This window comes from Pseudomonas sp. TE3910, assembly GCF_056279025.1.
Genome location: NZ_JBWBQN010000001.1, coordinates 3,401,434 through 3,415,552 on the forward strand (window position 1 = coordinate 3,401,434; position 14,119 = coordinate 3,415,552).

The following is a 14,119-nucleotide window of genomic DNA, read 5'->3' on the forward strand; positions in this document are numbered from 1 at the left end:
TCACTGCCAAATGGCGCGGCAGTCTGTTCGCTGAGGTACAGCCGGGCCCTGTAAACGCGGGGGCTACGCCTTTCCCGACCGATGGCACATATCTTGATGACAGCCCTGCGACTGCCAGCTATGCCTTACGTTGGCATCAATGGATTTATCGGGAGAAGGTCATGATCATTGGCGGCAACCTGTATGTGGAAGCACTGTTCGACAGCGCGACCTGGACCATCAGTTATCTGGTGATGGATCGCGACAGCGGACACTGTGCACTGATCGACAGTGTGCTGGACTACGATCCCAAGTCTGGCCGTACCGATACGTGCTCGGCGGACAAACTGATTGCGCGGGTGACCGAGTTGGGTGCCAAGGTGCAATGGATTCTGGAAACCCATGTGCATGCTGATCACCTGTCGGCGGCGGCGTACCTGAAAGAGAAGCTCGGTGGGCAGGTCGCCATTGGCAGCCATATCACCCAAGTGCAGAAAGTCTTCGGTGCGCTGTTCAATGCCGATAGTCGATTCGCCCGTGACGGCAGTCAGTTCGACGTGCTCTTTGAGGACGGTAGCGAATTCCTGATTGGCGGCTTGCGTGCGCGGGCCATGCATACCCCAGGTCATACCCCGGCCTGCATGACGTACATCGTTGAAGCGGGCGGTGAAATTGCAGCGTTCGTCGGCGATACCTTGTTCATGCCTGACTACGGCACTGCGCGGTGTGATTTCCCCGGTGCAGACGCAGGCACGTTGTACCGCTCGATCAAGCGCATCCTTGCCCTGCCTGACCATACCCGGCTGTTCATGTGCCACGACTACCTGCCAGGCGGTCGCGAGCTGCGTTACATGACCACGGTCGCCGAGCAGCGGGAGAACAACATTCATGTGCATGCAGGTATCAGCGAAGAGGCGTTCGTGGCGATGCGCAAAGCCCGCGACGCGACCCTGGAGATGCCGGTGCTGATCCTGCCCTCGGTGCAGGTCAACATGCGCAGCGGTCAGTTGCCCGAGCCTGAAGACAACGGCGTGCGCTACTTGAAGATCCCGCTCAACGCCATCTGATTCCGGCGCGACAGAATTATTATTTAGGAAACACTGCCATGCTTGCTCAATCATCTTCAACGTCGCCCGCCTGTGCGCACCACAAAGTCCTGATCATCGGTGCCGGCGCAGCAGGCCTTGCCACTGCCTCCAGCCTGATGGCACGCGATTCGTCCCTCGATGTGGCAATCATTGATCCGGCCGAGGTTCATTACTACCAGCCTGGCTGGACGCTGGTCGGAGCTGGCGTGTTCCAGCCCAAGAGCACGGTGCGTAGTATGGCCTCGGCTATTCCCAAGGGCGTGACCTGGATCAAGGGTGCCGCACAGTTCTTCGACCCTCAGGCGCAGACGGTGCAGTTGGAGGATGGTCGGCTGATCAGTTATGCACAACTGGTTGTCTGTCCGGGCCTCAAGCTTGACTGGGATGCGATTGAAGGCCTGAGTGAAACCTTGGGGCGCAATGGTGTGACCTCCAACTACCGTTATGACCTGGCGCCTTACACCTGGCAGCTGGTTCAGCAGTTGGAGAAAGGCAAGGCCCTGTTCACGCAGCCACCGATGCCGATCAAGTGCGCTGGCGCACCGCAGAAGGCCCTGTACCTGTCGTGCGATCATTGGTTGCGCAGCGGCCGCCTGGACAATATCCAGGCACGGTTCTTCAATGCCGGCGCGGTGTTGTTCGGGGTGGCCGACTACGTGCCTGCGCTGATGGAGTACATCGACAAGTATGCGGTCGATCTGAACTACGCCCATCGTCTGGTAGCGGTGGATGGGCCGGCGAAGCAGGCAACCTTTGTGCGTTCCCTGCCTGACGGCAGCAGCGAAACCCTGGTGCAGCCATTCGATATGCTGCATGTGGTGCCCCCGCAAGTGCCGCCGACGTTCATACGTAACAGCCCCTTGTCGGACGCAGCGGGTTGGATCGATGTCGATCCGGCAACCCTGCGCCACCGTCGTTTTGCCAATATCCATGGCCTTGGCGATGCCACCAACACCACGAATGCCAAGACCGCCGCCGCTGCGCGCAAGCAGGCCCCTGTGGTTGCCAATAACGTACTGGTCGCGTTGGGGCGCCTGGCGGATGTCGTGCACTACGACGGATACGGTTCCTGCCCGTTGACCGTGGAGCGCGGCAAGATCGTGTTGGCCGAGTTCACCTATGGCGGCAAGGTTGCCCCAAGCTTCCCTCGTTGGCTGCTTGATGGGCGTAAGCCGACCCGTCTGGCCTGGCTGTTGAAGGAGCGTATCCTGCCGCCGCTGTACTGGCGTTGCATGCTCAAAGGCCGTGAGTGGATGGCCAAGCCGTTACCCGCACCACGTGAGGCCCATCAGTGATCGAGCATGAATTTCTGGGGGCCGGGCTGGGCGCGATCATTGGGGCCATTCTTGCGCTGACCGGTGCTGGCGGTGGCATTCTTGCCGTGCCGCTTCTGGTGTTCGGTTTGGGCTTGTCGATGGCCGAAGCTGCGCCCGTTGGCTTGCTGGCGGTGGGCCTGGCCGCAGGCGTTGGTGCAGTGCTGGGTTTGCGTCAGGGCGTGGTGCGCTACCGTGCAGCGCTGTTCGTTGCCTCGCTTGGGTTGCTCACGGCGCCACTGGGCTTGCTGCTGGCGCATCGGCTGCCCAACGCGCCGTTGGCGTTGGCCTTTGCCGTGGTTCTGATCTATGTCTGCGTGCGGATGTTGCTCAAGGCGCGGCATGAACTGAAAGGGGGGTGTGGATCGCTGCCGCGTGATGTTCAGCCCTGTGTCCTGAACCCTCTGCAGGGGCGCCTGCGGTGGACGTTGCCCTGTGCCCGAGCACTGGCCTTCACGGGCCTGCTCTCCGGGCTGCTGTCGGGTTTGCTGGGGGTGGGCGGTGGCTTTGTAATCATCCCGGCCTTGAGCCGCTACACCAACCTGGAGATGAGGAGCATTGTCGCCACTTCACTGGCGGTGATTGCCCTGGTGTCCGTTGGCAGTGTGGTGAGTGCCAGCCTGGGCGGTGTGATGCATTGGAGCGTTGGCCTGCCCTTTGCCATTGGCGCGGTGGTCGGTTTGGTCATCGTCCGGCAGTTTGCACACAAAGTCGCCGGGCCTCGACTTCAGCAGGTGTTTGCTCTGGTCGGCATTGCCGCCGCCCTGCTGCTCATGGTCAAGACCCTGGGCGCCTGATACGGCGCCCTACTCGGCCAGCAAGGCGCTCTGCTCTTCGGCGCAGAGTGCCAGCAGGTAGTCCCAAACCACTCTCAAGCGTACCGACTTGTGCAGCTCGCGACGGGTGCAGATCCAGTAACTGCGCTGGATGGTTTCGCTGGGCAGCACGCGTACCAGCCCCGGGTCGTGACGGGCCATGTAGTTGGGCAGCACAGCGATACCCAACCCCGCCCGTGCAGCTTGATGTTGAGCGATCACACTGGTGCTGCGGAAAACCACATTCGGGGCTCGACAGAAGCTGTTGAGAAACAGCAGCTCCTGGCTGAACAGCAGGTCGTCTACATAACCAATCCAGTTATGCCGAGCCAGGTCTTCGCGGCAGTTCAAAAGCGGCGCCTGTGCCAGGTAATCAGGGCTGGCATACAGCGCCAGGCGGTAATCAGTGAGCTTGCGGGTGATCAGCAGGTCGGCATTGGGGCGTTCCAGGTGAATGCTGATTTCGGCTTCGCGGTTGAGGATGCTGACGAAGCGTGGCACGGCCACCAACTCCACCTCCAGCCCCGGATAGCGCTCGAACAGGCCCGCCATGCGTGGGGTGAAGAACATGATGCCGATGCCTTCGGTGACGCCCAGGCGAATCTTGCCCAGCGGCGTCATGGCCTGGGTAATTTCTTCCTGGGCCAGCAGGGCAACGTTTTCCATGGCTTCGGCGTGCTTGAGCAGGGCCTGGCCGGACGGGGTCAGTTCGTAGCCTTGGGCATGTTGCACGAACAAGGGGGTGCCCAGGCTTTGTTCGATGCTTTCAATATGCCGGGCCACAGTGCTGTGGGTAGTGTTGAGGCGCTTGGCGGCGGTCAGTAGCCGGCCACTGCGCTGCAACTCGAGAAAAAACCGCAGATCATTCCAGTCGAACATGCTTTTCCTTGTGAATCAGGTATTCACGTGCGTTGTTCTAAAACGCACAGCACTTGAGCGAAATCTAACGTTTTCATCGCGAAATTAATCAATAACATGGTCCGGGACAAGAATAATAAATAGGCGCGAGGTCCCTCATGGCATCAGCCGATCATTCCTACGACTATGTCATCGTCGGCGCTGGCCCTGCCGGCTGTCTCCTGGCCAATCGGCTTTCTGCCGATCCGGGTTGCCGGGTGCTGCTGCTGGAAGCAGGGGGACGCGATAACTATCCGTGGATTCATATCCCTGTCGGTTACCTCTATTGCATTGGTAACCCGCGCACCGACTGGTGCTTCAAGACCCAGGCTCAACCCGGCTTGCAAGGCCGCAGCCTGGGCTATCCACGGGGCAAGGTGCTGGGCGGCTGTTCCTCGATCAACGGCATGATCTACATGCGTGGCCAGGCTCAGGACTATGACCGCTGGGCAGAGGCAGGCAACCCCGGCTGGGCCTGGAAGGATGTCCTGCCACTGTTCAAAACCAGTGAAAAGCATTTTGCCGGTGCCAGCGACGTGCATGGTGCCGACGGTGAGTGGCGGGTCGAACAACAGCGCTATTCTTGGGCGATTCTCGACGCGTTTCGCGAAGCGGCGGCCCAGAGCGGCATTGCCAGCGTGAGTGATTTCAACGGCGGTGATAACCAGGGTTGTGGATATTTTCAGGTCAACCAGCGCTCCGGTGTGCGTTGGAATGCATCAAAAGCCTTTCTGCGGCCGGTTCAGGCGCGGGCCAACCTGACCGTACTGACCGATGTTCTGGTCGACAACCTGGTACTGGAAGACGGGCGTGCCACGGCAGTCAATGCTCGTTGGCAGGGCCACTGGCAACGCTTTACGGCGCGCCGAGAGATCGTTCTGTGTGCTGGCGCGGTCGGCTCTCCAGGCATTCTTCAACGTTCCGGCATCGGTCCACGACTTCTTCTTGAGCGCTTGGGCATCGCTGTACGGCACGAACTTCCAGGGGTTGGCGGCAACCTGCAGGATCACCTGCAGTTACGCCTGATCTACCAGGTCAGCAATGTCCGAACCCTGAATCAGGTCGCCAACAGCCTGTGGGGCAAGGTCGGCATGGGCTTGCGCTACCTGTACGACCGTAGCGGGCCATTGGCGATGGCGCCGAGCCAATTGGGGGCCTTCGTGCGCTCCGGGCCGGAGCAGGCCAGCGCCAACCTGCAATATCACGTGCAGCCGTTGTCACTGGAGCGTTTTGGGGAGCCGCTGCATCGCTTCCCGGCCTTCACTGCATCGGTCTGTAACCTGCGCCCGGCCAGCCGTGGCCGGGTCGACATCGGTTCGGCAGATCCAGCAGCCGCACCAACCATCGATCCCAATTACCTCAGTGACCCGCAGGACCTAAAGGTTGCCGCCCAGGCCATCCGCCTCACCCGGCAGATCGTGCGGGCACCTGCCCTGGCGCCTTTCCAGCCGCGGGAATACCTGCCGGGTTCGGCGCTGCAGACCGAGGAACAGCTGTACGAAGCGGCCGGCAAGATCGGTACCACCATCTTCCATCCGGTCGGTACGTGTCGTATGGGCAGCGGGCCGCTGGATGTAGTGGATGCTCAATTGCGTGTACACGGCGTATCCGGTCTGCGTATCGCCGATGCGTCGATCATGCCGCAGATTGTCTCGGGCAATACCTGCTCGCCGACCCTGATGATCGCCGAGAAGGCGGCACAGCTGATACTCAACAATGCGGTAAGCCCAAGGGGGACCGTTACAGCGGCAGTTGTTACACCCTGATCTGACAGGGTGATGTGGTAAACGGAGCGCCGGATGCAGTCGCCCGGCACCGACAGTGGAACAACAACAATAATCACTGTGGCCTCAAGGCCGAGGACAACAACGATGTCGGACTACATCCAAGAGCGTGGCGCGGCAACGGTGGTGAATAGCCGCCGGGAAGAACGCAAGATCATCTTTGCGTCATCCCTCGGGACGGTTTTCGAGTGGTATGACTTTTTCCTCTATGGCGCCCTGGCGGCCGTCATCAGCAAGCAGTTCTTTGCCGGGGTCAACGACACCACAGCCTTTATCTTCGCCTTGATGGCCTTTGCTGCCGGTTTCCTGGTACGCCCATTCGGGGCGCTGGTGTTCGGCCGCCTGGGTGACATGATCGGGCGCAAGTACACCTTCCTGGTGACCATTGTACTGATGGGCCTGTCGACCTTTGCCGTCGGCTTGTTGCCGACCTATGCAAGCATTGGCATTGCCGCACCGATCATTCTGGTAGTGTTGCGCATGCTTCAGGGGTTGGCGCTTGGTGGTGAGTATGGCGGCGCCGCGACCTATGTTGCCGAGCACGCCCCGCCCGGCAAGCGTGGTTTCCATACCGGCTTCATCCAGTCCACAGCCACCCTGGGATTGCTGTTGTCCCTGCTGGTGGTGTTGGCCAGCCGTTACGTCAGTGGTGATCAGTTCGAAGTCTGGGGCTGGCGCCTGCCGTTCCTGCTGTCGATTGTGCTGCTGGCGATCTCCACCTGGATTCGCATGAGCATGCACGAATCGCCGGCCTTCGTGAAAATGAAGGCTCAGGGTAAAACCAGCCGTGCGCCGATTCGCGAGTCCTTCGGTTCCTGGGAAAACCTCAAGGTGGTCTTCACCGCGCTGTTCAGTATCAATGCCGGGCAGGCCGTGACGTTCTACACCGCGCAGTTCTATGTGCTGTTTTTCCTGACCCAGATGCTCAAGATGGACCCTGGCCAGGCCAACACCTTGTTGATCATCAGCGTGGTCATCGGCGCGCCGTTCTTCGTCTTCTTCGGCTGGCTGTCGGACCGGGTCGGGCGCAAGCCGATCCTGATGACAGGCCTGCTGCTGGCCACCCTGCTCTACTTTCCGTTGTTCAAAGCCCTGAGCCATTACGCCAACCCGCAGATCGACGCAGCCAGCCGCCAGGCGCCGATTGTGGTCATTGCCGATCCACAAGGCTGTACCTTCCAGTTCGATCCGGTGGGCAAGGCGCGTTTCGACAGCCCATGCGACAAGGTCAAGACGTTCCTGGTCAAGCAGGGCCTGCCATACAGTTCCGAGACGGCAGCCGCTGGCAGCCCTGTGGTCGTGTCCATTGGCGATCAGCAAATCAGTGGTTTCGATGAAGCGGCGATGCGTGCAGCTATCGACAAGGCGGGTTACCCGGCCAAGGCAGATGCGGCTTCGGTGAACCAGCCGATGGTGGTTTTGCTGATCGTGGTGATGATCCTGATTGCGACCATGACCTATGGCCCGCTGGCGGCGGTGATGGTCGAGCTGTTCCCGACCCGCATTCGCTACACCTCGATGTCGCTGCCCTACCACATTGGCAACGGTTGGTTTGGTGGCTTCCTGCCGACGGTGTCATTCGCCTTGGTGGTGTACACCGGCGATATCTTCTATGGCCTCTGGTACCCGGTGTTGATTACCGGCATCAGCCTGGTGGTGGGGCTGTTCTGCTTGAAAGAAACCCGCGACGTGGACATCGACAAGGTCTGATCTGATGGCATAAAAAAACCGGCGTAAACGCCGGTTTTTTTATGCCGTGAAAAAACTTATGCACGATTTTCAGAAAACAGTCATACAGAGAAATAAGTATTTAAATTAAGCACTTAGCTCATCGTAGTGGTGATTTATCAAAATACTGTACACAAGTTATCCACAGATCGTCAGTGTGTGCTCTGGGCTTCATTTTGCGCCACGGGCGGCAGGGAGCCCATGTCGCGTTGGGTCTGCTCGTTCCAGGCAGCTGCGCGGTCATTGAGCTCGGCGATAGCCCGTGGCCCGGTGCCTTCGGCCCACATTGGCGCACCGATGACGACCTCGATGGTGCCGGGCAATTTACCCCAGCCTTCCTTGGGCCAGTACTTGCCAGCGTTGTGGGCGATCGGCAGCACCGGTAGCCCGGCATTTACCGCCAAGGCGGTACCGCCACGGGAAAACTTGCCGATGGTGCCAAATGGCACACGGGTGCCTTCCGGGAAAATCAGGACCCAGATGTTTTGCTTGAGTAGCTTGTCACCTTCGCTGGCGACCTGTTTCAACGCGGCCTTGGGGTTGTCGCGATCAATGGCAATGGGCTTGAGCATGGCCATCGCCCAGCCAAAGAACGGTACATAAAGCAGTTCGCGCTTGAGCACCTGGCTCAAGGGCTGGAAATAGGCGGAGAGGAAAAAGGTCTCCCAGGTGCTCTGGTGATTGGAAAGAATCACACAGGGCTGTTCAGGAATGTTCTCAGCCCCGGTTACCTTGAACCGTATACCGAGAAAAACCCGAACCAGAAGCAGTGCGAAGCGGCACCAATACACGTTGATGAAACGGTATCGGGCGCGGAACGACAGGAACGGCGCAATAAAAAAGCTCAGGGTGCACCAGAGCAAGGAGCTGGTACCCAACAGCAGGTAAAAAAGAAATATTCTGATCGCCTGCAGGATCGACATAGCGGCATGTACCGTTGCGGGCTCGCCCGCCTGTTGGAGTGCACCGGGGGAACGCTCGTCGCAGAACCACTACTGCGGCCCTGGAGGCGACGAATATTCGGCGGCGCTCTACGTGTGGATAAGTGCTCTGGCGACGGCCGCCAGATCCTCGAAAACCAAGGTGCCTGCTGGTAGCCCTTTGCTCAGGGTCCGTTCACCCTTCCCGGTTTTTACCAGAACGGGTTGTGCATCGACGGCCAGCGCAGCTTCCAAGTCACCCTTGCTGTCACCGACAAACCAAAGTCCGGCCAATTCCACGGCATAGTGCGCAGCAATGGTCTTGAGCATACCCGGCTTCGGCTTGCGACAATCGCAACCGTCATCCGGGCCGTGCGGACAATGGACTATCAGGCCGACCTCGCCACCCTGCTCGGCCACCAGGCCGCGCAAGCGTTCATGCATGGCGTCGAGGGTGGCCGTGGGGTAGTAGCCGCGTGCGATGCCGGACTGGTTGGTGGCGACTGCCACCGTCCAGCCGGCTTTGCTCAACTGCGCGATCGCTTCGATCGAGCCGGGGATCGGTATCCACTCCTCCACCGACTTGATGTACGCGTCGGAGTCCTCGTTGATCACCCCGTCCCGATCGATAATCAGCAGTTTCAAGGCTTACCCCAGCAGCGAGATGTCAGCTACGCCCAGGAACAGACCGCGCAGGCGGCTGAGCAAGGCATAACGGTTGGCCCGCACTTTGGCGTCTTCGGCGTTGACCATCACTGCCTCGAAGAAGGCATCGACCGGTTCACGCAGGGCTGCCAGACGTGCCAGCGACTCGCTGTACTGACGCGCTGCGGCCATTGGCTGCACCGCTTGATCGGCTTGCTGAATCGCCGAGTACAGGGAGAACTCGTTGGCGTTGTCGAAGTACTTCGGCTCGACGTGGTGGGCAACCGTGCCTTCGGCTTTGCTCAGCAGGTTGGAAACCCGCTTGTTCACGGCGGCCAGGGCTTCGGCTTCCGGCAGCTTGCGGAAGGCCTGAACGGCTTGCACGCGCTGGTCGAAGTCCAGTGCGGAACCGGGCTTCAATGCACGAACCGACAGGTAGGTGGCGACGTCGATGCCTTCGTCTTCGTAACGTGCACGCAGGCGGTCGAAGATGAACTCCAGCACCTGATCGGCCAGGCCAGCGGCTTTGACCGTGTGGCCGAACTGGGCCACGGCGAAGGCCACGGCATCGTTCAGGTCCAGGTCCAGCTGCTTCTCGATCAGGATACGCAGCACACCCAGCGCGGCACGGCGCAGGGCATAGGGGTCCTTGCTGCCGGTTGGCAGCATGCCGATGCCGAAGATACCGACCAGGGTATCGAGCTTGTCGGCGATGGCCACGGCTGCGCCGGTCAGGGTCGACGGCAACTCGGCACCTGCACCGCGTGGCATGTACTGTTCGTTCAGGGCCAGGGCGACATCTTCCGGCTCACCGTCGTTCAGTGCGTAGTAGTAACCGGCTACGCCTTGCATCTCGGGGAACTCGCCGACCATCTCGGTGGCCAGGTCGCACTTGGACAGCAGGCCGGCACGGGCGGCACGCTTGGCATCGCCACCGATATGCGGAGCGATGAAGGCGGCCAGCTTGGCTACGCGCTCGGCTTTGTCGAAGACACTGCCCAGTTGGGCCTGGAAGACGACGTTCTGCAGGCGCAGGTTGAAGCTTTCCAGGGACTGCTTCTTGTCTTGCTTGAAGAAGAACTCGGCGTCGGTCAGGCGTGGGCGCACGACTTTCTCGTTACCCTGGATGATCTGCTTCGGATCACGGCTCTCGACGTTGGCCACGGTGATGAAGCGCGGCAGCAGCTTGCCGTCGATGTCCAGCAGGCAGAAGTACTTCTGGTTGTCCTGCATGGTGGTGATCAGGGCTTCCTGTGGCACTTCGAGGAAGCGTTCCTCGAACGAGCAGACCAGCGGCACTGGCCATTCAACCAGCGCGGTCACTTCGTCGAGCAGTGCCGGTGGCACGATCGCGGTGCCTTCCTGCTGCATCGCCAGCTCAGCGGTACGTTTGCTGATCAGCTCACGGCGCTCGGCGAAGTCGGCCAGTACGTAGGCCTTGCGCAGGTCTTCCTGGTAGCTGGCCGGCGAGCTGATGCGTACGTTTTCCGGGTGGTGGAAACGGTGGCCACGGGATTCACGACCGGCTTTCTGGGCAAGGATGGTGCAATCGACCACTTCATCGCCCAGCAGCATGACCAGCCACTGGGTTGGACGGACGAACTCTTCCTTGCGCGCGCCCCAACGCATGCGCTTGGGAATCGGCAGGTCGTTCAGCGAGTCTTCAACGATGGTCGGCAGCAGGCTGGCGGTGGCCTTGCCTGGAATGTGCTGGGAGAAGCGCAGCTTGGCACCGCTCTGGTCGATTTGCGCCAGCTCTACGCCGCACTTCTTGGCGAAGCCCAGGGCCGCCTGGGTCGGGTTGCCTTCGGCATCGAACGCGGCCTGGCGCGGTGGGCCATCGACATTGATGCTGCGGTCAGGCTGCTGGGTATCGAGTTGACGGATCAATACCGCCAGGCGACGTGGTGCGGCGAACACGACCTTGTCGCTGTAGTTCAGGCCGGCAGCTTGCAGGCCTTTTTCGATACCGGCGAGGAAAGCGTCGCCCAGGGCGCTCAGGGCCTTGGGTGGCAGTTCTTCGGTGCCCAGTTCAACCAGGAAATCTTGAGCACTCATTGTGCAGCCTCCAGCTTAGCCAACACTTCATCACGCAATTCAGGGGATGCCATCGGGAAGCCCAGCTTGGCGCGGGCTTGCAGGTAGCTTTGTGCCACGGCCCGGGCCAGGGTCCGTACACGCAGGATGTAACGCTGACGCTCGGTTACCGAGATGGCGCGGCGGGCGTCGAGGAGGTTGAAGGTATGCGATGCCTTGAGAACCATTTCATAGGTTGGCAGCGGCAGTTCCAGCTCGATCAGGCGGTTGGCTTCGCTTTCGTAGAAGTCGAACAGCTCGAACAGCTTCTCGACGTTGGCGTGTTCGAAGTTGTAGGTCGACTGCTCCACTTCGTTCTGATGGAACACGTCGCCGTAGGTCACCTTGCCGAACGGGCCGTCGGTCCAGACCAGGTCGTAGACCGAGTCGACACCCTGCAGGTACATCGCCAGACGCTCCAGGCCATAGGTGATCTCACCGGTGACCGGGAAGCACTCGATACCGCCCACTTGCTGGAAGTAGGTGAACTGGGTGACTTCCATGCCGTTGAGCCAGATTTCCCAGCCCAGACCCCAGGCGCCGAGGGTCGGCGATTCCCAGTTGTCTTCAACGAAACGAATGTCGTGGACCAGTGGGTCAAGACCGATGGCTTTCAGCGAGCCCAGGTACAGTTCCTGGAAGTTCGCCGGGTTCGGCTTGAGCACCACCTGGAATTGGTAGTAGTGCTGCAGGCGGTTAGGGTTTTCGCCATAACGGCCGTCAGCCGGGCGACGGCTTGGCTGTACATAGGCGGCGTTCCAGGTTTCCGGGCCGACGGCGCGCAGGAACGTGGCGGTATGGAAAGTGCCGGCGCCTACTTCCATATCGTAGGGCTGAAGTACCACACAACCTTGCTCGGCCCAGTAGTTCTGCAGGGCGAGAATCAAGTCTTGGAAGGTACGCACGGCTGGCGTAGGCTGGCTCACGAAATTCACCTGTTTCTAGGGCTGCGAATATAAAGAGCGGGAGTATAACCCGATTCTTGCGGGCCTCTACCTCTGGAGCCTTATGCCACGCTGCTTTTGGTGTACCGACGATCCACTTTATCAGGCCTATCACGACCTGGAGTGGGGTGTTCCGCTGCGAGATCCCGGCCGGTTGTTTGAAATGCTGCTGCTTGAAGGCTTTCAGGCAGGGCTTTCGTGGATCACCGTATTGAAGAAGCGAGAGCGTTACCGGCAGGTACTGTTTGGCTTCGATCCACAGCGACTGGCACAGATGAGTGACGACGAAATCGAGGAGCGCCTGCTTGATCCGGGCATCATTCGCAACCGTCTGAAGCTTAATGCCGCCCGGCGCAATGCCCGGGCCTGGCTTGAACTTGAAAACCCGGCCGACTGGCTCTGGTCGTTCGTCGGCGGTGAGCCGAAGATCAATCATTTCAGCCAGCGCAGTGAGGTGCCCGCAGTGACTGTCGAGGCCCAGGCCATGAGCAAGGCACTGCAGAAAGCCGGGTTCACCTTTGTCGGGCCCACCATCTGTTACGCCTTCATGCAGGCCACGGGCATGGTCATGGATCACACCATCAATTGTGATCGCTACGCCGCCTTGCTGCGCTGAGGGGTACAATGCCCGGCTTGCAGAAGGAGGAACCTGCCTGTGGATAAATTCAAGGGCGCCTTGATGGTCGGGGTGCTGCGGTTGTTTGCCAAGCTGCCATGGGGCGCAGTGCAACGGGTCGGCGCGGCAATCGGCTGGATCATGTGGAAGCTGCCGAACAGCTCGCGCAATGTCGTGCGCATCAACCTGGCCAAGTGTTTTCCGGAGATGGACGCCGCCGAACGCGAGCGGCTGGTAGGCCGTACGCTGATGGACATCGGCAAGTCGTTCACCGAGAGCGCCTGTGCCTGGATCTGGCCAGCCAAGCGCTCGCTGGCGCTGGTGCGTGAGGTCGAAGGGCTTGAGGTGCTGGAAAAAGCCCTGGCGTCGGGCAAGGGGGTCGTCGGTATCACCAGCCACCTGGGCAACTGGGAAGTGCTCAACCACTTCTACTGCAGCCAGTGCAAACCGATCATTTTCTACCGTCCGCCCAAACTCAAGGCGGTCGATGACCTGCTGCGTGAACAGCGTGTACAGCTGGGTAACCGTGTCGCGGCGTCGACCAAGGAAGGCATCCTCAGCATCATCAAGGAAGTGCGCAAGGGCGGTCAGGTGGGGATTCCTGCCGACCCTGAGCCAGCCGAATCGGCAGGCATATTCGTACCGTTTTTCGCCACCCAGGCGCTGACCAGCAAGTTCGTGCCGAACATGCTGGCCGGTGGCAAAGCCGTAGGGGTGTTCCTGCATGCGCTGCGCCTGCCGGACGGTTCCGGTTTCAAGGTCATCCTCGAGGCAGCGCCTGAGGCCATGTACAGCGAAGACACTGAAACCTCGGCTGCGGCGATGAGCCAGGTGATCGAGCGTTATGTGCGGGCCTACCCGAGCCAGTACATGTGGAGCATGAAGCGCTTCAAGAAGCGCCCGGCAGGCGAATCACGCTGGTATTGAGGTTGCGTCACTGGCAAGGTCGGGCCCTGCAGGTGCCGGCCTTGCCTGCGACAAACACGCCTCAGTGTTGCGCTTTGTCGAGCTTTTTCAGAAACACCGTCATCTCTTTTTCCGCCTGCTTGTCGCCATGCGCCTTTGCTGCGTCCAGGCCTTGCTGCCAAGCCTGGCGTGCCGCTGTCAGGTCGCCCTGCGCCTGATGTGCCTTGCCCAGCAGCTTCCACGCCGCGGAATACTTCGGATCGAAATCCACACAGCGTTGCAGGTGTACAGCGGCTTCGGCAGCGTTGCCCTCATCCAGCCAGGATTTGCCCAGACCGAAGCGCAACAGGGCGTTATCCACACCCTTGGCGAGCATTTTTTCCAGTGATTCGCGCATCTGCCGTTCCT

The 14,119-nt window shown here is 60.4% G+C and carries 13 protein-coding genes; 7 read left to right on the plus strand and 6 right to left on the minus strand.

Annotated elements, in window-relative coordinates:
* Nucleotides 1-161 precede the first annotated feature (161 nt).
* Genes ACZ9H3_RS15590 through ACZ9H3_RS15600 form a run of 3 tightly spaced genes read left to right on the plus strand, consistent with a single transcriptional unit; the run spans nt 162 to nt 3,177 of the window.
* A complete protein-coding gene (locus ACZ9H3_RS15590; protein WP_065760491.1) occupies nt 162-1,046 on the plus strand; it encodes an MBL fold metallo-hydrolase in 885 nt (294 codons plus the stop codon).
* Between the two features lie 38 nt (nt 1,047-1,084).
* Nucleotides 1,085-2,362 (plus strand): NAD(P)/FAD-dependent oxidoreductase, encoded by a 1,278-nt coding sequence (locus tag ACZ9H3_RS15595; protein ID WP_065760490.1) that lies wholly within the window; start codon nt 1,085-1,087, stop codon nt 2,360-2,362.
* Entirely contained in the window at nt 2,359-3,177 is an 819-nt protein-coding gene (locus ACZ9H3_RS15600) for a sulfite exporter TauE/SafE family protein (protein ID WP_102053013.1), read from the plus strand. Before ACZ9H3_RS15595 ends, ACZ9H3_RS15600 begins: the two co-directional genes overlap by 4 nt.
* 9 nt (nt 3,178-3,186) lie before the next feature.
* On the opposite strand, the gene ACZ9H3_RS15605 is transcribed toward ACZ9H3_RS15600, so the two are convergent.
* Nucleotides 3,187-4,074 carry a LysR family transcriptional regulator gene (locus ACZ9H3_RS15605; RefSeq protein ID WP_065760488.1) on the minus strand — a complete coding sequence of 296 codons (888 nt, stop codon included), beginning with the start codon at nt 4,072-4,074 and terminating at the stop codon, nt 3,187-3,189.
* Between the two features lie 137 nt (nt 4,075-4,211).
* Between ACZ9H3_RS15605 and ACZ9H3_RS15610 the strand changes: the two genes are divergently transcribed.
* Both ACZ9H3_RS15610 and ACZ9H3_RS15615 read left to right on the plus strand, forming a co-directional pair.
* Entirely contained in the window at nt 4,212-5,858 is a 1,647-nt protein-coding gene (locus tag ACZ9H3_RS15610; RefSeq protein ID WP_476221414.1) for a GMC family oxidoreductase, read from the plus strand.
* A gap of 105 nt (nt 5,859-5,963) precedes the next feature.
* Nucleotides 5,964-7,586, plus strand: coding sequence for an MFS transporter (locus ACZ9H3_RS15615; RefSeq protein WP_409278941.1), 1,623 nt, complete (start codon nt 5,964-5,966; stop codon nt 7,584-7,586).
* A 170-nt stretch (nt 7,587-7,756) separates the two neighbouring features.
* Here the strand turns inward: ACZ9H3_RS15615 and ACZ9H3_RS15620 are convergent, their stop codons facing one another.
* From ACZ9H3_RS15620 to glyQ, 4 genes are all read right to left on the minus strand, one after another.
* Nucleotides 7,757-8,527, minus strand: coding sequence for a lysophospholipid acyltransferase family protein (locus ACZ9H3_RS15620; RefSeq protein ID WP_065760485.1), 771 nt, complete (start codon nt 8,525-8,527; stop codon nt 7,757-7,759).
* Between the two features lie 108 nt (nt 8,528-8,635).
* Complete coding sequence (gene gmhB, locus ACZ9H3_RS15625) at nt 8,636-9,169, minus strand: D-glycero-beta-D-manno-heptose 1,7-bisphosphate 7-phosphatase (RefSeq protein WP_065760484.1); 534 nt, start codon at nt 9,167-9,169, stop codon at nt 8,636-8,638.
* A gap of 3 nt (nt 9,170-9,172) precedes the next feature.
* Nucleotides 9,173-11,227 carry a glycine--tRNA ligase subunit beta gene (gene glyS, locus ACZ9H3_RS15630; RefSeq protein WP_065760483.1) on the minus strand — a complete coding sequence of 685 codons (2,055 nt, stop codon included), beginning with the start codon at nt 11,225-11,227 and terminating at the stop codon, nt 9,173-9,175.
* Entirely contained in the window at nt 11,224-12,171 is a 948-nt protein-coding gene (gene glyQ, locus ACZ9H3_RS15635; protein ID WP_099773224.1) for a glycine--tRNA ligase subunit alpha, read from the minus strand. The genes glyS and glyQ overlap by 4 nt, the downstream gene beginning before the upstream one ends.
* 82 nt (nt 12,172-12,253) lie before the next feature.
* On the opposite strand from glyQ, the gene ACZ9H3_RS15640 reads away from it, so the two are divergent.
* On the plus strand, nt 12,254-12,805 hold the full coding sequence (locus ACZ9H3_RS15640) for a DNA-3-methyladenine glycosylase I (RefSeq protein ID WP_476221419.1): 552 nt from the start codon (nt 12,254-12,256) through the stop codon (nt 12,803-12,805).
* 39 nt (nt 12,806-12,844) lie between these two features.
* Nucleotides 12,845-13,732 carry a lysophospholipid acyltransferase gene (locus tag ACZ9H3_RS15645; RefSeq protein WP_065759109.1) on the plus strand — a complete coding sequence of 296 codons (888 nt, stop codon included), beginning with the start codon at nt 12,845-12,847 and terminating at the stop codon, nt 13,730-13,732.
* 61 nt (nt 13,733-13,793) lie between these two features.
* Here the strand turns inward: ACZ9H3_RS15645 and ACZ9H3_RS15650 are convergent, their stop codons facing one another.
* A complete protein-coding gene (locus tag ACZ9H3_RS15650; RefSeq protein ID WP_102053008.1) occupies nt 13,794-14,108 on the minus strand; it encodes a tetratricopeptide repeat protein in 315 nt (104 codons plus the stop codon).
* Between the last annotated feature and the right edge of the window lie 11 nt (nt 14,109-14,119).

Coding starts and splice junctions, on each gene's coding strand:
- ACZ9H3_RS15595 (WP_065760490.1), top strand. CDS start 1,085: ATGCTTGCTCAATCATCTTCAACGTCGCCCGCCTGTGCGCACCACAAA.
- ACZ9H3_RS15605 (WP_065760488.1), bottom strand. CDS start 4,074: ATGTTCGACTGGAATGATCTGCGGTTTTTTCTCGAGTTGCAGCGCAGT.
- ACZ9H3_RS15615 (WP_409278941.1), top strand. CDS start 5,964: ATGTCGGACTACATCCAAGAGCGTGGCGCGGCAACGGTGGTGAATAGC.
- ACZ9H3_RS15650 (WP_102053008.1), bottom strand. CDS start 14,108: ATGCGCGAATCACTGGAAAAAATGCTCGCCAAGGGTGTGGATAACGCC.
- ACZ9H3_RS15610 (WP_476221414.1), top strand. CDS start 4,212: ATGGCATCAGCCGATCATTCCTACGACTATGTCATCGTCGGCGCTGGC.
- ACZ9H3_RS15620 (WP_065760485.1), bottom strand. CDS start 8,527: ATGTCGATCCTGCAGGCGATCAGAATATTTCTTTTTTACCTGCTGTTG.
- ACZ9H3_RS15590 (WP_065760491.1), top strand. CDS start 162: ATGATCATTGGCGGCAACCTGTATGTGGAAGCACTGTTCGACAGCGCG.
- ACZ9H3_RS15640 (WP_476221419.1), top strand. CDS start 12,254: ATGCCACGCTGCTTTTGGTGTACCGACGATCCACTTTATCAGGCCTAT.
- glyS (WP_065760483.1), bottom strand. CDS start 11,227: ATGAGTGCTCAAGATTTCCTGGTTGAACTGGGCACCGAAGAACTGCCA.